Source organism: Rhizobium sp. P2_G2, assembly GCF_056403555.1.
Genome location: NZ_JBFUFF010000074.1, coordinates 1 through 20,588, shown reverse-complemented (window position 1 = coordinate 20,588; position 20,588 = coordinate 1). Strand labels below are relative to the sequence as shown.

General features: G+C 58.8%; 17 protein-coding genes. 5 read left to right on the top strand and 12 right to left on the bottom strand.

Annotation, left to right across the window (positions count from 1 at the left end; all coding sequences use genetic code 11):
- Window positions 1–4 precede the first annotated feature (4 nt).
- The 3 genes from AC1D06_RS31640 to AC1D06_RS31630 all read right to left on the bottom strand — a co-directional run bounded on the left by AC1D06_RS31640 (window position 5) and on the right by AC1D06_RS31630 (window position 4,176).
- Entirely contained in the window at window positions 5–1,213 is a 1,209-nt protein-coding gene (locus tag AC1D06_RS31640; RefSeq protein ID WP_477989875.1) for an MFS transporter, read from the bottom strand.
- 202 nt (window positions 1,214–1,415) lie between these two features.
- On the bottom strand, window positions 1,416–2,720 hold the full coding sequence (locus tag AC1D06_RS31635; protein WP_477989874.1) for a L,D-transpeptidase family protein: 1,305 nt from the start codon (window positions 2,718–2,720) through the stop codon (window positions 1,416–1,418).
- Window positions 2,721–2,865: 145 nt separating this feature from the next.
- Window positions 2,866–4,176: a DNA polymerase IV gene (locus AC1D06_RS31630; RefSeq protein WP_477989873.1), complete on the bottom strand. Its 1,311-nt coding sequence runs from the start codon at window positions 4,174–4,176 to the stop codon at window positions 2,866–2,868.
- A gap of 76 nt (window positions 4,177–4,252) precedes the next feature.
- Between AC1D06_RS31630 and AC1D06_RS31625 the strand changes: the two genes are divergently transcribed.
- Complete coding sequence (locus AC1D06_RS31625) at window positions 4,253–4,840, top strand: GNAT family N-acetyltransferase (protein ID WP_477989872.1); 588 nt, start codon at window positions 4,253–4,255, stop codon at window positions 4,838–4,840.
- A gap of 4 nt (window positions 4,841–4,844) precedes the next feature.
- Here the strand turns inward: AC1D06_RS31625 and AC1D06_RS31620 are convergent, their stop codons facing one another.
- On the bottom strand, window positions 4,845–5,483 hold the full coding sequence (locus tag AC1D06_RS31620) for a hypothetical protein (RefSeq protein ID WP_477989871.1): 639 nt from the start codon (window positions 5,481–5,483) through the stop codon (window positions 4,845–4,847).
- Window positions 5,480–5,791: a DUF3572 domain-containing protein gene (locus tag AC1D06_RS31615; RefSeq protein ID WP_477989870.1), complete on the bottom strand. Its 312-nt coding sequence runs from the start codon at window positions 5,789–5,791 to the stop codon at window positions 5,480–5,482. The genes AC1D06_RS31620 and AC1D06_RS31615 overlap by 4 nt, the downstream gene beginning before the upstream one ends.
- Before the next feature lie 129 nt (window positions 5,792–5,920).
- Between AC1D06_RS31615 and AC1D06_RS31610 the strand changes: the two genes are divergently transcribed.
- The gene (locus AC1D06_RS31610; RefSeq protein WP_477876538.1) at window positions 5,921–6,292 is read left to right on the top strand and encodes a response regulator; all 372 of its coding nucleotides are present in this window, start codon (window positions 5,921–5,923) and stop codon (window positions 6,290–6,292) included.
- Between the two features lie 15 nt (window positions 6,293–6,307).
- Window positions 6,308–7,678 (top strand): PleD family two-component system response regulator, encoded by a 1,371-nt coding sequence (locus AC1D06_RS31605; RefSeq protein WP_477989869.1) that lies wholly within the window; start codon window positions 6,308–6,310, stop codon window positions 7,676–7,678.
- Window positions 7,679–8,444: 766 nt separating this feature from the next.
- Here AC1D06_RS31605 and AC1D06_RS31600 read toward each other — a convergent pair.
- The 5 genes from AC1D06_RS31600 to AC1D06_RS31580 form a co-directional block, all read right to left on the bottom strand.
- The gene (locus AC1D06_RS31600; protein WP_477989868.1) at window positions 8,445–9,629 is read right to left on the bottom strand and encodes a calcium-binding protein; all 1,185 of its coding nucleotides are present in this window, start codon (window positions 9,627–9,629) and stop codon (window positions 8,445–8,447) included.
- 74 nt (window positions 9,630–9,703) lie between these two features.
- Window positions 9,704–10,921 (bottom strand): calcium-binding protein, encoded by a 1,218-nt coding sequence (locus AC1D06_RS31595; RefSeq protein WP_477989867.1) that lies wholly within the window; start codon window positions 10,919–10,921, stop codon window positions 9,704–9,706.
- Window positions 10,922–11,026: 105 nt separating this feature from the next.
- A complete protein-coding gene (locus AC1D06_RS31590) occupies window positions 11,027–12,247 on the bottom strand; it encodes a calcium-binding protein (RefSeq protein ID WP_477989866.1) in 1,221 nt (406 codons plus the stop codon).
- A gap of 64 nt (window positions 12,248–12,311) precedes the next feature.
- A complete protein-coding gene (locus tag AC1D06_RS31585; protein ID WP_477989865.1) occupies window positions 12,312–13,532 on the bottom strand; it encodes a calcium-binding protein in 1,221 nt (406 codons plus the stop codon).
- A 167-nt stretch (window positions 13,533–13,699) separates the two neighbouring features.
- Window positions 13,700–14,911: a calcium-binding protein gene (locus AC1D06_RS31580; RefSeq protein WP_477876544.1), complete on the bottom strand. Its 1,212-nt coding sequence runs from the start codon at window positions 14,909–14,911 to the stop codon at window positions 13,700–13,702.
- A 601-nt stretch (window positions 14,912–15,512) separates the two neighbouring features.
- Between AC1D06_RS31580 and AC1D06_RS31575 the strand changes: the two genes are divergently transcribed.
- A complete protein-coding gene (locus AC1D06_RS31575; RefSeq protein WP_477989864.1) occupies window positions 15,513–16,547 on the top strand; it encodes an AraC family transcriptional regulator in 1,035 nt (344 codons plus the stop codon).
- Between the two features lie 18 nt (window positions 16,548–16,565).
- Here the strand turns inward: AC1D06_RS31575 and uvrC are convergent, their stop codons facing one another.
- Both uvrC and AC1D06_RS31565 read right to left on the bottom strand, forming a co-directional pair.
- On the bottom strand, window positions 16,566–18,614 hold the full coding sequence (uvrC, locus tag AC1D06_RS31570) for an excinuclease ABC subunit UvrC (protein WP_477989863.1): 2,049 nt from the start codon (window positions 18,612–18,614) through the stop codon (window positions 16,566–16,568).
- Window positions 18,611–19,378 (bottom strand): SDR family oxidoreductase, encoded by a 768-nt coding sequence (locus AC1D06_RS31565; RefSeq protein ID WP_477989862.1) that lies wholly within the window; start codon window positions 19,376–19,378, stop codon window positions 18,611–18,613. The genes uvrC and AC1D06_RS31565 overlap by 4 nt, the downstream gene beginning before the upstream one ends.
- A 358-nt stretch (window positions 19,379–19,736) precedes the next feature.
- Here AC1D06_RS31565 and AC1D06_RS31560 point away from each other — a divergent pair, with 358 nt between their 5' ends.
- Window positions 19,737–20,375 carry an outer membrane protein gene (locus AC1D06_RS31560; protein WP_477989861.1) on the top strand — a complete coding sequence of 213 codons (639 nt, stop codon included), beginning with the start codon at window positions 19,737–19,739 and terminating at the stop codon, window positions 20,373–20,375.
- Window positions 20,376–20,588: the final 213 nt, after the last annotated feature.

Genomic DNA, 20,588 nt, shown 5'->3' with positions numbered 1-20,588 from the left:
GATCTCAGGCGTCTGCCTCTGCGTCCGCATGACGGGTGGCGAATAGCGCTGCCGCAGCCAGGACCATGACGCCGCCGGCGACCGCGATCGCAGCGCGGAAATCGACGAGACTGGCAATGATGCCGATGCCGGTATTGGCGGCGAGCGAGCCAAGGAACAGGCTGTTCATGTAAAGCGACGTCGCCCGCCCGACGCGACCCCTGGCAAAGCCCTGGATGAATGTCACCGCAACGCCGGCGAACTGGCCGAAATAGAGTCCTTCGAGCAGAGCGCCGACCACCATATGTGCCATGCTGTTGGTCTCATGCAGAACCGCAAAGGCTACCAGCCCCAAGCCCGTGGAAAGATGGAGCGCGTTGCGGCGGCCGATGCGCATCATGACCATCGGCGATGCGAGGATCGCAATCACTTCGCCCGTGCATTTCAGCGTCAGCGACAGGCCGGGGGCATAGACGGGCAGATGCGCCTCTTCCGTATAGAACAGCGGCAGCGCGCCCGAACAGAGCACATGGGCGATGTTGAACAGGAAGCAGACGAAAGCGGCGAGCCAGAGCGGCTTGTTGTCGAACCAGCCCTCGCGCGAACCATCTTCGCGCAAAGCGATATGCCGGCGCGGCCCGCAAAAATCATGTGGCACGGTGAAGAAAGACGTCGCGCTGCCGATCAGCGACAGGAAGAAGACGAACTTGAAGACGGCGAGATTGCCGAAATGCGCCGCAATCAGATAGGAGGCCGCCGGCCCGAACATCCAGCCGAGCGAGGTCATCATCCGCACCCGCGCATTGTAACGCGTGAGGTCGAGGCCGAAATGTTCGCCATAGAGTCGGCCAAGGCTGAACATGGTCGATATGCCGGTGCTCGCCAGCGCGATGCCGGGACCGACAACAACCAGCAGCAACCAATAGGATTGCACCAGGCAGAGCACGCCGCTTGCCACGACCAGACCGAGGCTAGCGCCGAAGACCAGCGGAAAGATCGGCTTGCTGCGGTCGACCATCTCGCCGAACAGCCGGTTGCCGATCATGATGAAAATGCTGGTGACGACGGAATACAGGCTGATATGCCAGGGCTTCATGCCGAGCTGATCGACGATGAAATAGCTCATGAACGGGATGATCGACGAATTGGCGAGTGAGCAGACGAACAGCGAGATCAGGATGAGCTGCGCAGGTCGCCTGTCGGCGGCGGACATATCGGAAATGGCATGCGTCATGGCATCACGGCCCCGGCCGATCAGGCGTGATCACCTGCCGGAAGGACCCTCAACGTGAATCGGGAATAGTGTAAGGCTAACAGAGCCTTTGCTGCGCCGAAAGCCGGCAATTAATCAAATAGTCTTACAAATTGAAAAGGTCGCCTGACAAAGGCGACCTCCAGGATTCAGGCAGCGTTCTGTCGAACGCGACAGTATCGGATCAATTGACGTAATGGCCGATCTCGTCGTCGGAATCGCTGGCGCCGAGATTGTCCTGGTAGCTGTTGTCGCTATAGGATGTGTCGCGGGTGACCGTGATGAAGTCGGTGCCGTCGCCGGTTTTGCTCTCCGTGCCGGTGTCGGTGATCGTGATCGACGAGCCGTTGCCCAGCATGGTCTCGATGCGGGCGCGGACCGAGTCAGGAATGGTCACGCGGGCAAAAGCCTGTTCGGCGGCATCGGGCGCCTGTGCATCGCCATAGCGCACGATGCCCAGCCGCTTGGCCGTCTTGTTGGGAATGTAGTTGTCCAGCGTCACGCCGACCCAGTCGGCGCTGTTCTGTGCCATGTTGACATGCACGGCCTCGATGAAATGCGTGCCGAGCGCCAGGCTGGGCTCGGCGATTTCCACCGGTGCATCGAAGACCGGCTTGAAGTTGCGTCGTACATAAAGCCAGCCGGTCGGCTGCTTGCGGTTCAGCACCTTGTAGATCGAAGCGACGAATTTCGGCGTCATCGTACCGGTCTGCTTCTGGCTATGGATGGCCTGATAGGTCTTGATCGCGGTGCGTGTCTGGTCGCCGAGATAGCCATCCGCATCGCCGACATCGTAGCCGAGCTGCGCCAGCATCTGCTGCACCGCCATCGTCCTGGATTGCTGCGAGGGCCGGGTAATCAGGACCTTGACCGGGTCGATGTCCTTCGGCAGCGTCGCCACGGCGGTGGCGCCGAGCTTCGGCAGGGTCTCGTTCATCGCCACTTCAGTGCCCGGATTTGCCGATATCGTCGGCCTGAGATCGGCGTCGCTCATCGTCTGCGGATCCGGCTGGGAGTAGCGCGGCTTGAAGAGATCGGCCGTCTGCATGGCATGCGGGGTCAATTCTCGCTCGGTGATCACCACGTGGAAGCCGCGATTGGTCATGTCCCACAGCTGGCGGGCAAATTTGCCGGGCATGCGCACGCAGCCATGCGAGGCCGGATAGCGCGGCACGGAGTTCGATTCATGCAGCGCCACGCCATCCCAGGTGATCCGCTGCATGAACGGCATCGGCGCCGATTCATAGAGATTGGAATTGTGCATGATGCTCTTCTCGATGATCGAGAAAATGCCCGACGGCGTGGTGTGGCCCGGTTTGCCGGTCGAAATATGGCTGGTGGCCACCACCTGGTCGCCATCATAGACGACAAGCGTCTGCGTATCCTTCGAAACGAAAATCTGCAACGGATCGAGCGTCTCAGCGCTCGCGCCCGTGCCAAAAAGAGCCGTCGTCGCCAAGGCGATGCGGAAAGAAAGACGTGCAAGCATGATTGTCCCCACGCTATACGGTTCGTGCCCAAACTAGGATTAGAGATTTAATGAATCTTTGCGGTGACGTATGTTCCGCAAGGAACACGTTTTCGCTTCGTATCACGGTGAATTTACCGTTAATTTGAAGCAAAACTACAGAGCGTCAACTCGCATCGCTGTTCGGGATATGGCCGCGCTTGCCGCGGCCGAATGTGTAGCCGGTCTCGATGCTTTTCGTGCCGAATTTTCCGCGCAACTTGTCCATCGCCGCCTCGGCTGCAGCCCGTTTGCCTGCATCGCGGTCGATCAGGTCCGGCGGATCGGCATCGGCTGAATCGGCAAGATCGGTGACGCCGATCCCGAGCAGCCGGTATTTCGTGCCGTCGACCTCCCTTTCGAGCAGTGACAGGCCCTCGCGGAAGATCCGGTCGGCCAACTGGGTATGGGCCTCCAGCCGCCGGTTGCGGGTGCGGATCTTGAAATCCTGCGATTTGAGCTTCAGCACCACGGTATGGCCGGCGATCGCCGCCTTCTTCAGCCGGTGCGACACCTGTTCGGACAGTGCCCTCAGGATCGGCACGAGTTCGTCGAGCCGGGCATGGTCTTCGAAAAAGGTCGTCTCCGCCGAAACACTCTTTGCCTCGTCGTTGAGATGTACCTTGCGGTCATCGATGCCGCGCGACAGATTGAAGAGCCGCTTGCCGATAATGCCGTAGCGGCGCATCAGGTCGGTCTCCTCCATCTGCTGCAACTGGCCGATCTCGGTGATACCGTCGCGGGCGAGCGCCTCGGCAAAGGCCTTGCCTACGCCCCAGATCAGCGTCACCGGCTTGGTTCTCAGGAATTCGAATGCCTCTGCCTCGCCGATCACCGAAAAGCCGCGCGGCTTGTTCATGTCCGAGGCGACCTTGGCGAGGAACTTGCAATAGGAGAGGCCGGCGGAGACCGTGATGCCGACTTCGCGCTCGACACGCTGGGCGAATTTCGCCAGCGTTCGGGCCGGCGGATCGTGATGCAGCCGCTCGGTGCCGGCCAGATCGAGAAAGGCCTCGTCGATGGAGAGCGGTTGCACCAGCGGCGTCAGGTCCTGCATCATCCTGCGCACCTCGCGGCCGACACGGGCATATTTTTCCATGTCGGGCTTGATGACGATCGCTTCCGGGCAGGCTTCCAGCGCCTTGTACATCGGCATGGCGCTGCGCACGCCACGGATGCGGGCGATATAGCAGCAGGTCGAGACGACGCCGCGCTTTCCCCCGCCGACGATCACCGGCTTGTCGGCGAGCTCCGGATTGTCGCGCTTCTCGACCGAGGCGTAGAAGGCATCGCAATCGATATGGGCGACGCTGAGGCGGTTGAGCTCTGGATGGCGCAGCAGGCGAGGGCTGCCACAGGCGCGGCAACGCCGTGCCGTTCCCGAAGCCAGTCTCAGGCAATCACGGCAAAAGCCCGGCGCATTTTCCGAATCCTGCATGTTCCCGCCCGGAACAAAGGTTGAACATCTGAACTTTACGCTCTAATCTTAAGCCACTCAAGTACCGGGAATCGTCATGAACGACTTTCACGCTTTGCCTTTGACCGCCGACCGCTGGGCGGATTTCGAAACCGTGTTCGGGCCACAAGGCGCCTGCTATGGGTGCTGGTGCACGCATTTCCGCATCGCGCCATCCGAGCGCAAGCTGATGGATGGTGTAGCCAAGAAGGCATTCATGCATGCCCGGGTTGAAGCGGGTCCCCCACCAGGCGTTCTAGGCTATCTGGACGGTGTGCCCGTGGCTTGGGTCCAGGTCGGCCCGCGTACCGACGTGCCCAACTGGAATTCGCAGAAGACGGTATCGCGGCCATTGGATGATGCCGATGCGGCGGACAAGGGTATCTGGGCAGTGAGCTGCTTCTTCATGTCATCGAAGCAGCGCGGCAAGGGGCTGAGCCATCGCATGCTGTCCGAGGCGATCGTCTTTGCAGAAAAGAATGGCGCCCGATTGCTCGAAGCCTGTCCGATCGATCGGACCAAACAATCGAAATCCGTCGGCCTTTATGTCGGCTCGACCCGCATCTTCGAGGCGGCGGGATTTTCTCAAGTCGCACTTCGCAAGGACGGAAGGCCGTTGATGCGGCTGGCCTTGCAAAACGCCTAGACTCTCAGCTTGTCCTGAAATGTGCCCGGATCAATTCACCCGCATGCGTCCAGTCGCGCGCCTTGTGTACGCCCACGCCGGGATCAGGCGCCAATGCCTTGAAGGCCTCATTGGCCATCAGGTTGATCAGCAGGCAGGATGGGGCGTGTTCGCGCACGGAATGCAGGTTTCGGGCGATATCGTCGAGGAAGACCGATGGTATGCTGCGGTTGCCGATCAGGCTGGCAGCGATCGGTCCCTTGGCTTCTTCGGTGGCGACAATCGGGTAGGGGAAGCCGTGCAGGTCGAGCACGGTCCGCCGCACCATCTGGTGCCGTGGCGGCATGGAGGTGAGAAAGACGATATCGGCATCGTCCGTCAAGCCGGCCAAAGCAGCGCTCGCGCCCTTTGCCGGCATCTGCCATTTGTCCTGCGCGGAAAAGAAAGCCTCCAGGAAGGCGCCGATCTCTTCTTTCGTTGCTGGTCTGTCGTCGGCGATACGGCGCACATTGCCATCCAGGTGGAATGAATCGGCATGCAGGCAATGATTGACCGAGGCGAGGTAGTTCTGGAGCGGTAGGATGAATTCCAGCACGACCTCGTCGACATCGCAGATGATCAGCGGCTTCTTCGACAGCGCCAGCGTTTCGACTATGTCGTTCATAGCCAGACGCCTTCGGTCGGCCCGGTGAAATACTGATGACAAGCCTGAACCCATTCTACCTTCACATCGTTCTCCTGGCAGAACTGCATGAGTGTCGGCTCGTGGCTCATCAGGAAACCGGTCAATCCGCCGTAAAAACCGGGATCGCCGATCATCCTGCGGATCGCGACGGGCTCGATGCCGGAGATCGACAGGAAGCGACCCATCAGTGATGGCTCGTTCGACAGCCAGCCGAGGATGGTGACTGCCAGCTCCTCGGCAGTCGCGTCGGTCGGGCGTTCGATTTTGGCGTTGCTGGGGATTTTCATGGTCGCATTACGTCTTTTTAAACTTAATCGGCATACCGTGCCTGACATGAATGATGAGAATTCGCGTGTCCACCTCTATATAGAGGTTATCCGACCGGCACGCAAAATCAGGGGTCTGAGCGAAGCGACATGCCCAAGCAGGTGATGATTGTCGAGGACAACGAGCTTAACATGAAGCTCTTCCGCGATCTGATAGAAGCTTCCGGCTACACGACGATCCAGACCCGTAACGGAATGGAAGCGCTTGATCTTGCGCGCAAATACCGCCCCGATCTGATCCTCATGGATATCCAGCTGCCGGAAGTATCGGGCCTCGAAGTCACCAAATGGCTGAAGGAGGATGACGAACTGCATGTCATCCCGGTGATCGCGGTGACGGCGTTTGCGATGAAGGGCGACGAGGAGCGTATCCGCCAGGGCGGCTGCGAGGCCTATGTTTCCAAGCCGATCTCGGTGCCGAAATTCATCCAGACCATCAAGACCTACCTTGGCGACGCCTGACGGAGGGATGCTGAGATGACCGCACGCATCCTCGTCGTCGACGACATCCCGGCGAACGTCAAACTCCTGGAAGCACGGCTGCTGGCCGAATATTTCGAGGTACTGACCGCCGAGAACGGCTATCAATGCCTCGACATCTGCAGCAAGGTCCCGGTCGATGTCATCCTGCTCGACGTCATGATGCCGGGCATCGATGGGTTTGAAGTCTGCGAACGGCTGAAGGCCAATCCCAGGACGTCGCATATTCCGGTGGTCATGGTGACCGCGCTCGACCAGCCAGCCGACCGCGTCCGCGGGCTCAAGGCCGGCGCCGACGATTTCCTCACCAAGCCGGTCAACGATATGCAGCTCATGGCGCGGGTGAAGAGCCTGGTGCGCCTCAAGATGCTCAGCGACGAACTGCGCCTGCGCGCCGAAACCGCCAGGACCATCGGCTTGGATGACACGATGGCAGGCAGCGGCGACGCCGATGTGCCGCCGAGCGTCCTTCTCGTCGATGGCCGCGCCAATTCCCAGGAGCGGCTTGCCCGCACGCTGAAACCGATCGCCGAGGTCACCGCCCAGAGCGACCCGCAGGCTGCCGTCTTCGAGGCTGCCGAGGGGGCTTATGACTTGATCATCGTCAATTCGAATTTCGACGGCTATGATCCGCTCAGGCTCTGCTCGCAACTGCGCTCGCTCGATCGGTCGCGTTTCATTCCCATTCTGCTGGTGGTCGACCAGGGCGGCGAGCCGATGGTGGTCCGGGCGCTGGAACTCGGCGTCAACGACTATATCCTGCGGCCGGTCGAGCCCAATGAACTGATCGTCCGCTGCCTGACCCAGATTCGCCGCAAGCGCTTCAACGATCAGCTCCGCGAGAGCGTGCAGCAGACGATCGAGCTTGCGGTGACCGACGGCCTGACGGGTCTCAACAACCGGCGCTATCTCGACAAGCATTTGAAAATGCTTTTCGATCGCTCGGTGGCACGCGGCCGGCCGCTGTCGATCTGCATCACCGATATCGACCGCTTCAAATCGGTCAACGACACCTACGGCCATGATGCCGGCGACGAAGTGCTGAGGGAATTCGCCAATCGCATCCGCTCGACCGTCCGCGGCGCCGACCTTGCCTGCCGTTACGGCGGCGAGGAATTCGTCGTGGTCATGCCGGACACGCCTCCGGAAATGGCCGCTGCCGTTGCCGAACGGCTACGTACGATCGTCGAAATGAACCCTTTCAAATTGCGCCAGGCCGGCGTCGCGATCCAGATCACCGCATCGCTCGGAATATCGTCGACAGTCTGGGGCGCCGAATCTCCGGAACAATTGCTGAAGCAGGCCGATCGGGCGCTCTATGACGCCAAGCATAGCGGACGCAACAGAGTCGTCGCCGCTGCCGCCTGACAGGTTGTTTTTCTTTACAAAACTGACCGCGCTAAAGTTATCCACAGCTTTGTTCAGCAGCCCGTGGAACGTTTATCCCGCTGTCCAATAGATCTGTAAAAGTTGTGAAAAATCAAATTAGCGCAATCTAATTCTACTAAAAAATGCAGCCTATGCTGTCCCTACCGCCTATATAGCGGTATCTCCAGGGTGCTTGATTCGCGCTATGAAAACAAGCGGATAGAAGATGTTCTTCGTTTACCTTGCTATGTTCTTGAAACAAAAGGGAAAGCTTTGTGTCGAAATTCTGTCAATTCTATTTTGACAGGGCTGCATTGCGAAAAATGCAAGCATTACAGTGCCTTTTCAGCCTGCGAACTCGCGATTTCGCTCGGTTGAAAAGCGGGGGTCAGGACAGGGGCGCCAACAACCCATTGATTTTCTCGCGATTCGTGATCATCCTATGTTCCAGAGGCAGAGAAAGCCTAAACGGTTCCTCTACCCCATGATGTTCAGGTCCGCCGCATCTCCTGTATCGTGGGGCCGGTCGGTCAGCAAGTAAATCCTGCGGAGTCCTCGTTCTGCTGTTACCCGCTGACCGACCCCCAATCTAAAACGCCATCGTTGTTTCGCAACGATGGCGTTTTCATATGGTGCTTGTTTCATGGCGGCAGCCGGCGTTAAAGCTGCAGCTGCAAACAACGCCACATCGACCCGAGTCCTTCAACTAGTCCACGGCTGCCGGATATTTATCCGACGGCGTCCGATGCCCTCGGCGTGATACCGTCTAGTTGGGGAATAGGAACAGCACGGTGTCGAGGTCGGCGAGATGGATTCCTTTCAAGGTCAGGCTGTCTGAACCAGCCTCGATCACCGTGTTGCCATGATCGCCATGGGCATGCGCTATAATGTCATCCATACTCCCAATGGCCCGCCATCCGCTGACCACTACTGCGTCGTCATTGGCATCATAGTCTTCGATGACGTCGTGACCCCAACCCGTACTGAAAGTGAAATAATCCCTGCCGTCGCCACCAAACAGTTGGTCATTTCCCTTGCCGCCCGACAGGTGATCGGCCCCTTGAGCGCCATTGAGGACGTTGTCGCCGGCGTTCCCGCTGATGTAGTTGTCCCCGGCATTTCCATTTCCAAAGATATCCGCCTTGCCAATCAGGGTCAGCGCTTCGACATTGTCGTTGAGGGTATAGGAGACCGTCGACTTGACCGTGTCGATGCTCTGGTCCGCCTGTTCCGTCAGATGATATTTCGCATTGTCGGTGATGAGCGTATCGTTACCRGCGCCGCCGATGATTGCGCCTTTGAGGATGCCGCCGCGATTGTCGAACGTGCCACCGCCATCGCCGAAGCTGACATCGCCCCTGATCGTGCCGTCGTTGATCAGGGTTGAAGTTGCCGTTCCGGATTGGAATACCGTGCCGCTGCTGCCGATGAGGAGCCCATGGTTTATGAATGTGGTGCCGGCACCGACATTCGTCCTCAAAGCGTAATCATTGCCGGTAATGACGCCATCCTTTCCGTTGACCACCAGGCCCTTGTCGCCTTCGAAATCCACGCCGCCGCCGTCACCAGTGATCAGGCCGTCGTTTTGGATATGCGTGCCGGTGCCGGCTGAGACGAGAATTCCGGCTGAGCCAAGCCCGCCCACGATCTCGCCGCTGTTGGTTATGCGATTGGCGTCGCCGCTCAGGAATATCGCCCCGTATCTGCTCGAGACGTGGCCCGTTTCGCCGACGCTCACAATGTCGCGGGCGCCGACGATGTTTATAGCGGATCCTTCGTTCTGCAACCAACCATCGACAAGATAAGTGTTGTCGTGGACGTCCGCCGGGCCTTTTGTCGATTCTGAGATACCCGATACGGCCGTCGCATGCTTGTTGATGTGGATGCTGTTGTTGGCACTGTCAAATGCGATGGGGGCGTCTTCAAAACCATTGATCTCTGTCGTGAACATGGCAGTTCCTCTGAATTCTATCGGGGCGGAAAGTGTGGCTTCAGCGAGAGCGACGCACTGAACGCGTGTTGCTTTCAGATTGTGAACAGGAAGTCGCTGCTCGTCAGCTCGGCCTTGGAAAGGCCCTGGATCAGCAGGCTGTCGTGACCGGCCTTGATAAGCACGCCGCCGTCCTGGTCGTGCGCGTGATTCATCACCTCGGTGAAGCTGTCCATGGCAAGCCACGCACCGAGAGCGATCGAATCTTCCGTCTGCGTGAAGTCGGTGATCGTGTCATGCCCTCCGCCGGTTGCAAAGAGGAAGGTATCGGTGCCGGCGCCTCCGGTCATGACGTCATTGCCCTTGCCGCCGGACAGTGCGTCGCCGCCGCCTGTATCCGTCAGCCGGTTGTTGCCGGCATTGCCGCGGAGGATATCGCCACCGTCATTGCCGGTCGCATCGATATCACCCTTGCCGACCAGAAAGAGAATCTCGACATTCTCGGGAAGCGTGTAGCTGACGGTGGATTTCACCGTGTCCAGGCCGCCATTGGGGTCTTCCATGAGCGTATAATGAGCGTTGTCGGTGATGAGGGTGTCGTCGCCATTGCCACCGACAATGGAGCCGATGATCGTGCCGCCGCGGGTATCGATCCGGTCGTCGCCGAAGCCGAGCATCACTGTGCCCCTCAGGACACCGTCATTGACAACCGTGTCACTCCCGTCGGAGCCGAAATATGCGTCCTCACCCACTGGCGTGCGAACGATACCGTGATTGATGAACGTTTCTGACGTGCCCGCTGCCGATTCCAAATCGACACCAGACGCAGAACTATATATCCGCCCACCCACCTCGTTGATAACAGTCGTGCCAGGTGCACCAAAGCCGGAAATACCCCGGGACGCGTCGACCAAACCATAGTTGTGAATGACTGCATCGTTGCTGCTGTCGCAGATGATGCCATAACCATCGACCGAAACGACATTCCCCCGATTGGTGACCGCCGTTCCATCACCATGGACGGTAAGGCCGAAATACCCGGAAACCTCTCCTTGAACGCCGATATTGATCTGATCGTTGCTTCCAAAGGTCTCGATACCTTTGTAATATCCGATGATGCGCCCGTCGACATTGAATGTGTTGTTTTCCAGGGGCGGCGTGTCTTGCCTTTCGTAGATGGCACCGACAGCAGTGTCGGGGTCAGTATAGCCGAACCCGACTACGGTCGCATCCTCGCCAATATCGTAAGTATTTCCGGACGTGACGACATGGATGGATCCGTCATGAAATCCGTTGATGTTCTTGGTTGCCATGAGGCATCCTCCTCAAACGTTGATAGTCTCGTGCCATGGCTTGAGACCGGTGTCAGCGCGCCACCAGTGGCGGCCGTGGCGACTGCCTCCATGGGAGTGACGGCTTCAAAACAGGAATTCGTTACTTGATGGCCCCAGATCCGCCTTGTGCATATTCTCGATCACGAGCGTGTCGTGGCCGGCGGTGATCCAGACATTGGTGCCGTGATCGGAGGCGTGGTTGAAAAGCTGTGAAAAGTTCCTGATGGCGGTCCAGCCACCAAGATGGATGAAGTCGCCCGCGCCAGGCAGGAAATCCTCAACCGTATCTTTGCCATAGCCGGTCCCGAAGACGAAGGTGTCGTCTCCATCACCGCCAAACAAGCTGTCATTGCCTTTGCCGCCCGACAGGATATCCGCTCCACCAAGCCCGCTCAGCGAATTCCGGCCATCGTTGCCCTGCAGCACATTTAGCCCGTCGGTCCCCTGACCGGAGATATCTGCCTTGCCGATCAGGATAAGCCGCTCGATATTGGCGTCGAGCGTGTAGGACACGGTCGACTTGACGGTGTCTGTACCCTGGTTGGCAGCCTCGCTCAGGTGATCGTTGACATTGTCGGTGATCAGCGTGTCGTTGCCAGTTCCGCCGATAATGGCGCCGTTGACGACGCCGCCACGGTTTTCAAACGTGTTGACCCCGCTGCCGAATGCGACGCTACCTTCGATCGTGCCATCGTTGACGAGATGTGCCTTCGAACCCGAGAACACGATGGCCTGGCCACTGCTGCCGATCAGCAGCCCGTGATTGATCACGCGGACGACTTCAGTCTCGGAACTCGGAATCTCGATAGCAGATCTGTCGCCGGCTATGACACCGTCACGGCCGTTGACGATAGTCCCCCGCTCGCTTTCAAAGCCGATCGCGACGGTACCCGTGATCATGCCATCATTGCTGAGGCGCGAGCCTGTGCCTGGCCCTATATAGACGCCATAGCTGCCAGTGCTGCCCGAAATCTCGCCGCTATTGCTCAACCTGCTGGCGTCGCCAGCCAGCCAAACTCCCCAGTAGCCACCATAAACACTGCCGGTATCGCCGATTGTCACGTCGTCGCGCGCGCCGATGGCAAACAATCCCGCGGCACTGTCGACGAGTCGTCCGTCGATGACATAGGTATTGTCGTGAATATCGGCGGCGTGACGGGAGTCTTCGGTCAATGCCGCTTGTTCGGGGACATCGACAACTTTTCCCTCTATGACGGCTCCGCTTTCTCCGACGTGAATGGTATTGCCTGCGGTTTTGATGAGGATAGGACCGTATTCGGTATCAACAATGTTTCTTTTGGACATGTCTGATTTCCAATTCGCGGATGATCATTGACAGCGCGGAGACTACGCCGGCTGCGTACTCGCCTCAGAACTTGAATGCGAAACCGTCGTCAGCCAAATCGGCCTTGGTGAAGCCGAAAAGCAGCAGGCTGTCGTGACCGAGTTTGATGAGCAGCCCTTCATCACTGTTATGTGCGTGACTGAGGACATCGGCCAGGTTGTCGATGCCCTTCCAGTTGGTGATGTCGAGGATGTCGGAGAATTCCGTATAGTCCATAACCTGGTCGTGCCCGTCACCGGTGGAAAACACGAACGTATCGGCTGCATCGGATGTACCTTGGTGGTCGCCGGTCAGTTCGTCATTGCCCTTTCCGCCCGCCAAAGTGTCGGCGCCGTTTCCACCCACCAGCCTGTTGTCGCTATCGTTGCCGATAAGCGTGTCGGCACTCGCGGTTCCTGTGCCGTTGATATTGCCCTTGCCGATCAGGATCAGCGTCTCGACATTGTCCGACAGTTTGTAGCTGACCGTGGCTTCCACCGTGTCGGCGCCGCCACCAACCTCTTCCGTGAGCTTGTGTTTGGCATTGTCGGTGACCAACAGATCGTCACCGCCCTGGCCGACAATGGAGCCGTGAATCGTGCCGCCTCGCGTATCCAGAACGTCCTTGCCGTCACCGAGCTCAATGTCGCCGTCCACGACGCCGTCATTGACGATGGTGTCATCGCCCGCACCGCCGTCCACGGCGCAGTCGACGGCACTGTGGACGAGGCCATGATTGACGAGCCTGCTCGCCCCGGAGCCCATGTACATGCCTTCATCGAGCCCATAAATGCGTCCCTTGGCGCCATTGACTATAGTCGTTCCGCCTGAAGACTCGTCATCAAATGCCATCTCACCGATGATCGTGCCGAAATTTTCCAACCGGGAATGTGAACCGACGTCATAAACCGCGGTCGCCTTTGTAGAGATTATCTGACCGTGGTTGGTTATGAGCGAGCCGTCGCCGTGCGCATTGATGGCATCGGCTCCCGAAACTTTGCCATGGACGCCGACACTGATCCTGTCGCGAATTCCATAAGACACAACGCCCGATCCGTAGCCGATGACGCGACCGTCGATGTGGTAGCTATTGTCGCTGACAACTGGCGTCACATTCGGATCTTCAAAAATGGCGCCGGGCCCTCCTCCCTCGGGGAAATCGCCTGTGGCGATGACGGTCGCATTCTCGCTGATCTCATAAGTATTTCCCGAGGTCGTGATGCCGATCGAGCCGTTCTGCAATCCTGTTATAGTCGTGCGCGCCATGAGGCGTTCCTTTCAAACGCTGACATGTTGACCTGTCGCCCCACCGGCCGGTGATGTGGGACAGGCAGCGATGTCGGGAGAATGATAATTGTCGGCCAACAGCCTGCGTCGAGGTCCGCGTCAAGACGCAGACATGTCAAGCGCGTTAAGCTGCCGGATTTTGCAGGCTAGTCATTCGCGAATCGAAAATCCGCGGCCTGCAGATCAGCTGTCGCCGTGTCCTCCAGAGTGATCACGTCGCCATGGCCAAGGGTGATGAGCACGTCGCCGTGATGCTCTTCGAGGTAATGCTTCTTGAGGTTTGACAAATCGCCGATCTCGAGGAAATTCGAGAGGTTGATGATGTCGTGCCCTTTTCCGTTTGCGGTAAAATCCCGAATCGTGTCGTGGCCGGTCCCTTTGTCGAACTCGAAATCATCTGCTCCAGCGCCGCCAAAAAGGACATCATTGCCCTTGCCGCCGGATAGAGCATCGTCGCCGCCGCGGCCTTTCAGGATGTTATTGCCCCTGTTGCCGAAGATACTATTGCCTTCCGCATTGCCGATACCACTGGTCCTAGCCGAGCCGAGCAGGAAGAGGCTCTCGAAATTGGCGCCGAGCGTGAAGCTGACGGTTGAATGGACTGCATCATTCGTGCCACCTGTCGCGTCCTCGATTAGGTTGGCATCAGCGTTGTCGACGAAATAGATGTCGTTGCCGGTGCCACCTTCGATCAGACCGTCGACCGTGCCACCGCGATTGTCGAACACGTCTTGGCCATCGGCTAGGAGCACATTGCCGCTGATAGTGCCGTGGTTGGTGATGATCTCCCGCTCATCGCCGCCAACGATAGTGCCGCTGATCGCACCGTTATTGGTGATCCTGGACATCTGGCTGCCGTCAGTCACCCCGGAGAGATCGATGCTGGTGTCGCCGTCTATCTTGGCAAATTCGGCATTGATCAGGGTCAGACCATAGGTCAATCCGACAACCGCGTTCTCGGCGTCCAACGTGCTGATGTTCAGGATCGACGTGCCAAGGCTTTCGTTGCGGATACCATCCGCCGTCGCGACGATCTGGCCCTTGTTGACGACTACGTTACCATCGGCGACACTGCCGGAGCCGTCGTTGTCGAGCCAAAGTCCGATATTGCCGGTGATAATGCTGTCGAAACCTGCGGTAATGGTATTGTCCATGCCTCGGATCAGCAGGCCGCTGCCGCCGATCACATGGATCTCGCCCTCGACATCGATCGCATCGGAGTGGAAGTCAGGGCTTTGGAGAATGCCGCTGCTATTACTGACATTGATGGTATCGCCCTTGGCAAGGTTGATCGTCGAATCCGAGTCGGCGATTTCGTAGGTCGAACTGCGGTTGCCGATATTGCGCGTGAAACCCATTTCACTACTCCAGAATTCGTGCAAGCATCGCAACGGCCACAGGTCGCCCTGCGCGACGAGGTGCTCGCCGCCCATGGGATGAGCCGAGGATGTTCAGTTCATTGCCGGCGGTCGACGGATTTGGCCCAGGTGCCTGCACCTCGGTGCATGTCGAGCGTCGCCTTCTTTTCCAACGTCCGTGGGCCATCGCCCTTGCTGTGGATCGCTGCTGCCGGTTGCATATCGGTCAGAAATCAACACGGCAAGCCGGTTTCCAGACGTGGTTTCACTCTGTTGCGCTTTCTGTACGCAACATGCGCTATCTGTCCTTCTGCCGCAGTCAGTTTTTGTGTCAGACTACAAATCGTGGGGTCTGTGTGCCGTTAGGACGATGGGGTTCCGATCAGATCCGAGGCGCCCCTCGGAAATCGCAAACCTCGGGCGAATACCCCTTCTAACCGATCAATCACTCAAATGTGAAATTCGAAACTTCAACGAGAACCGTCAAGTCGCCAGTGGTGCCTGAGTTTCGGCAAGCACTCCCGCGCGAGTGAGAACCTGCACATGCCGGACACGGGTCACTGGGAATGCAGGCTACGCATGTTTGATGGGGACAGTGCCGATGATCGAAATAGGACAATCGCTATTCGACAACTTCACGTCGATGGAGATCCGATATCCGGAGGGACGTAGCGCCGGTCTTGGCGCACAACAAAGATACGAGGCGATCAACAACCATGTCTCCTACCGTCTGAAAGATCGGGGCGCCCGCAGGGATGCATCCGGACCGCTCAGTTTGCTCGGTATGCGTCCGGCCGGCAGTTTGGCGCTAGGCTACAACAGGGATCACTATGCGACCGATATTCGCGTTGACGGCGAGGGACTGGCAAAATACTGCTTCGTCCTGACCACAAGTGGCGCGCTCGAAATGTCGTTGGGCGGATTGGCGCCCGTCGTCGGCGATCGACAGCGTGGACTGATCTATGAAGGTCGCCAGCAACGACATTTCGAGACCGTCGAAAATACCGCCCGGATATTGATGTGGGTGGAGGCTTCGCGATTTGAACGGGCCTTGGTCGCCGGCATGGATGAAGCTCTGCTCGACAAACTGGAATTCGAGAGCCAGATCGACTGGAGCGGCGCCGCTGCTGCTGCTGCTGTACGGCGATCGATCGAATATTTCGTGTCTGAATTGAACGATCCGCACGGGCTTGCAAGCATACCCACAGCGCTCGAGGCATTTACCGACAGCCTGGTTCATCTGATGCTGAATGCGCTGCCGCACAATTATACCGAACGGATGAAGCGCTCCGTGGCGTCACCCGTTCCGGCGCATCTTCGGCGCGCGATTGCTTTCATGCATGCCTCGRCCGACCTGCCTGTGACGATGGCTGATGTCGCAGTCGCCGCAGGATGCGGCACACGCACATTGCTGAACGCCTTTCGCCGCTTCCGCGATACGACGCCGCTGGCGGCACTACACGACATTCGCCTTCAACACGCCAGAAAGGCTTTGCTTGCCGATTCCGACAGTCAATCCGTCTCGAACATCGCCAGGCGCTTTGGATTTTCCAATCCGTCACGATTTGCTGTGGCCTATGGAAAGCGCTTTGGTGAAACGCCCAGAGAAACACGGGCGGCGGACCTGCGTGACTGAGCTATCGTGAGGCGTTTTCTACTTCCTGAGATTCTTCTCGGGCATGTTGGCATGGAAATGGGCGTAGATCTGCCGCGCCACGGTTTCCGAAATGCCGGGCACGGAGAGCAGATCGGGAATGCCGGCGCGCGACACGGCCTTGGCCGTGCCGAAATGCTGCAGCAGTGCCCGCTTGCGGGTTGGGCCGATGCCGGACACTTCATCGAGCGGGTTCTTGACCATTTCCTTCTTGCGCCGGGCGCGATGCGAGCCGATGGCGAAGCGGTGCGCCTCGTCGCGCAGCCGCTGGATGAAATAAAGCACGGGGTCACGTGGCGGCAGCGTGAAGGACGGCTTGCCCTCGGGGAAAAAGCGCTCACGGCCGGCGTCGCGGTCGACGCCCTTGGCGACGCCGATGGCTGTGACGCTGTCAGTGATGTCGAGTTCGGCGAGGATGGCGCGCACCGCGGTCATCTGTCCCTGACCGCCGTCGATCAGGATCACGTCGGGCCAGGCTGGAATGGTGTCGTCTTCGACCGGCGGCAGGCTGCGATCCGGCTTGCCGTTCTCCTTGATCAGCCGCGAGAAGCGGCGTGTCATCACTTCGCGCATCATGCCGAAGTCGTCGCCAGGCGTCAGCTCTTCCGACTTGATGTTGAACTTGCGGTATTGGCTTTTGAGGAAACCATCCGGGCCGGCCACGACCATGCCGCCGACGGCATTGGTACCCATGATATGCGAGTTATCGTAGATCTCGATGCGGCGCGGCGGGTAGGGCAGGGCGAAGGTCTCGGCGAGGCCGGACAACAGCCGCGATTGCGATGAGGTCTCGGCGAGCTTGCGGCCATGCGCCTCGCGCGCATTGGCGAGCGCATGGTCGACGACCTCGCGTTTGTCGCCGCGCTGCGGTGCGGCGATATGCACGCGGAAGCCGGCGCGCTCGGTCAGCGCGTCCGACAGCAGTTGCATTTCCTCGATCTGCTCAGAGAGCAGAATCTGCCGCGGACAGGGCTTGTCGTCATAGAACTGCGCCAGGAAGGCATTCAGCACCTCGGCGCCTGTCAGCGACGGATCAGCCTTGGGGAAATAGGCGCGGTTGCCCCAGTTCTGGCCGGTGCGGTAGAAGAACACCTGAATGCAGGAGAGCCCACCCTCGTGATGAATGGCAAAGACGTCCGCTTCCTCGATCGTGGCGAGGTTGATGCCCTGGTGGCTCTGCACATGAGAAAGTGCTGCCAGCCGGTCGCGATAGACAGCGGCACGCTCGAAATCGAGTTCCTCCGACGCCTGGTTCATCGCCTCGGCGATGCCAGACTTGACGTTCTGGCTCTTGCCGGAGAGGAAGTCGCGCGCCTCGGCGACCAGGGTGTTGTACGCCTCGTCGGAGACCTCGTGTGTGCAGGGGCCGGCACAGCGCTTGATCTGGTAGAGCAGGCAAGGCCGGGTGCGGCTCTCGAACACCGAGTCGGTGCAGGTCCGGAGCAGGAAGGCCCGCTGCAGCGAATTGATGGTTCGGCCGACGGCGGTGGCCGAGGCAAACGGGCCGAAATAGTCGCCTTTTCGCACGCGCGCGCCGCGATGCTTCATGATCGCCGGCGCCCGATGGCTGCCGGAGATCAGGATATAAGGAAACGATTTGTCGTCGCGCAGCAGCACGTTGAATTTCGGCCGCAAGCGCTTGATCAGATTCGCTTCGAGCAGCAGCGCTTCGGTCTCGGTGCGGGTGATGACGAATTCCATATTCGCCGTCTCGCGCACCATCCGGCCGATACGGTTGGAATGCACCCGTCCCGCGGCATAGTTGCCGACGCGCTTCTTCAGCGACCGCGCCTTGCCGACATAGAGCACGTCGCCATCCGCATTCAGCATGCGGTAGACGCCGGGGCTGTTGGGCAATTGCTTGACGAATTCGCCGATCAGCTCGATGCCGGTCAGGCCGGTTTCGGGCAATGGCGTCTCGCGCCAGGCGATATCGGGACCTTTGGCCGTGGGAATATCGACATCGGCTTCGACGATATCGTCGTCATCGTCTTCAGTCACGTTCTCGTCGTATAAAATGCCGCCGTCATCGGGCGTGCGCGGGGTCATTCTCTATTCTCCAAAACGTCCGGCGTCCGCCATGCAAGATGCTGGCCGCCATCCAGCGCGATCATCTGTCCGGTGATCGACGGCGTGTCAAAGAGAAACCGGATGGTCTGACCAAATTCCGGCAGCATCGGCCCGGCCTTCAATATAAGCCCTTCGACCTGCTCTGCAAAATCCTCATCCGTCTGGCGGCYGTTCCGGAGGGTTGGGCCGGGGCCGATGGCATTGACGCGAATGCGCGGCGCCAGCGCCTGCGCCAGAGTTTTGGTCGCCGTCCAGAGCGTCGCCTTCGACAAGGTATAGGAATAGAAATCCGGCCGGAGTTTCCAGACCCGCTGGTCGATGATGTTGACGACGAGACCATGCCGTTCCTCGGGCAACTGCCGGGCAAAATGGCCGATCAGCACCGATGGCGCTTTCACATGCAGCGCAAAATGCAGATCGAAGGTCTCAGATGAGAACTCGGCAACCGAATCTCGCTGAAACACGGAGGCATTGTTGACCAGCAATCCAAGCGGCCCAATCCCGTCGATAGCCGCTGCGACAATCCGCGCACAATCCTCCATCTTGGTGAGATCGCCGCTGACCACCATCGCCTTGCCGCCGTCGGCGCGGATTTCCGCAGCCAGGGCCTCGGCTTCTGCAGTGGAAGTGTGGCTGTGGATCGCCACCGCAAAGTCATGGTGGGCAAGATCGCGCACCATTGCCGCGCCTATTCTCGTAGCTCCGCCTGTGACCAGAGCGGTCTTCAGTTTTTCGGTGGTCAATCCGCTGCCCCGGGAATCGTTTAAATTGTCGGACCAAAAGATATAGCGATGCGAAGCCTTGTCAAAAAGGCGGGATAGTCAAATTTTTAACCATAATATATTTCGAGATACGATAGGAATAAATAAGTAAATAATCTTAGTTAATGAAATATAATATAGAAATATTGGCGTTAATATTTATGTTTTAGGCGATGTTATCGAAATGACACAACAATGCCTTTATTTTTTCACGCTTTGGTAACTTCGCTTCCTCATTTAGTAGTCATCAATTCTTCCAATCCCGACGCGGATTGTTGGCTAAACCCGGCGCTGTTGCATTATTTTTGCGTGGCGCAGCCCGGTCTAAAAGGAGACTAAAATGCGCAACCTGATGATGACCCTTATGGCTTCCGCTATGCTGATCGGCGCAGCTTCCCTGGCCCGTGCGGCCGATGCGATCGACGAAGTGCCGGCCGCCCCCGAGGCGCAGGACACGGTCAGTGGTCCGACCGGCTGGGATGGTGGCTATGTTGGTGCCAAGCTTGGCTATCAGTGGGGCAAGACTAAGGAAGGTGGTCACTATGACGCCAACGGCCTCGGCACCGGCGTCTACACTGGCTACAACATCCAGAACGGCAAGATTGTGTACGGCCCGGAAGCCGACTTGAACTATTCCGGCATCGATCACACGACCAATGGCGTCAAGACCCAGCAGCAGCTCAACGGCTCGCTCCGCGGCCGCGTCGGCTATGACCTCGACCCCGTGCTTCTCTACGGCACCGCCGGTCTGGCGATCAGTGACGTCAAGTCGCAGGACGCGACCTCGTCTGAAAGCAACACGCTGTTCGGCCTGACCGCAGGCGCCGGTGCGGAAACCAAGATCACCGATTCGATCACGGCCCGCGCCGAATATCGCTACACCGACTACAAGCGCCAGAATTTCGACCTCGACAGCGGCTCCGATCGCCGTGGCCTGAAGACCCATGAGCTGAACCTCGGCCTCGGCGTCCGCTTCTGATCACAATCGATCGATATCCCATCTCCAGGCCCCGTCTGCCAAAGGCGGGGCCTGTCGTTGTGCGCCCAGCATGGGCGCATTCTTGTGGGTGGAAGTCCCACCGTAAGCTGGTCATGGCGAGCGAAGAGAAGCGCAACTGCGGAAGGGCGACTGACCGTGGGGAGGAAGCGTGGATCGAACCTGCGGGCCGATGGACAAGAACCGGATATGAGG

Bases quoted from the DNA above. Each gene is read 5' to 3' on its own strand.
- AC1D06_RS31640 (WP_477989875.1), bottom strand. From the start codon at position 1,213: ATGACGCATGCCATTTCCGATATGTCCGCCGCCGACAGGCGACCTGCG.
- AC1D06_RS31635 (WP_477989874.1), bottom strand. From the start codon at position 2,720: ATGCTTGCACGTCTTTCTTTCCGCATCGCCTTGGCGACGACGGCTCTT.
- AC1D06_RS31630 (WP_477989873.1), bottom strand. From the start codon at position 4,176: ATGCAGGATTCGGAAAATGCGCCGGGCTTTTGCCGTGATTGCCTGAGA.
- AC1D06_RS31625 (WP_477989872.1), top strand. From the start codon at position 4,253: ATGAACGACTTTCACGCTTTGCCTTTGACCGCCGACCGCTGGGCGGAT.
- AC1D06_RS31620 (WP_477989871.1), bottom strand. From the start codon at position 5,483: ATGAACGACATAGTCGAAACGCTGGCGCTGTCGAAGAAGCCGCTGATC.
- AC1D06_RS31615 (WP_477989870.1), bottom strand. From the start codon at position 5,791: ATGAAAATCCCCAGCAACGCCAAAATCGAACGCCCGACCGACGCGACT.
- AC1D06_RS31610 (WP_477876538.1), top strand. From the start codon at position 5,921: ATGCCCAAGCAGGTGATGATTGTCGAGGACAACGAGCTTAACATGAAG.
- AC1D06_RS31605 (WP_477989869.1), top strand. From the start codon at position 6,308: ATGACCGCACGCATCCTCGTCGTCGACGACATCCCGGCGAACGTCAAA.
- AC1D06_RS31595 (WP_477989867.1), bottom strand. From the start codon at position 10,921: ATGGCAACCAAGAACATCAACGGATTTCATGACGGATCCATCCATGTC.
- AC1D06_RS31590 (WP_477989866.1), bottom strand. From the start codon at position 12,247: ATGTCCAAAAGAAACATTGTTGATACCGAATACGGTCCTATCCTCATC.
- AC1D06_RS31585 (WP_477989865.1), bottom strand. From the start codon at position 13,532: ATGGCGCGCACGACTATAACAGGATTGCAGAACGGCTCGATCGGCATC.
- AC1D06_RS31580 (WP_477876544.1), bottom strand. From the start codon at position 14,911: ATGGGTTTCACGCGCAATATCGGCAACCGCAGTTCGACCTACGAAATC.
- uvrC (WP_477989863.1), bottom strand. From the start codon at position 18,614: ATGACCCCGCGCACGCCCGATGACGGCGGCATTTTATACGACGAGAAC.
- AC1D06_RS31560 (WP_477989861.1), top strand. From the start codon at position 19,737: ATGCGCAACCTGATGATGACCCTTATGGCTTCCGCTATGCTGATCGGC.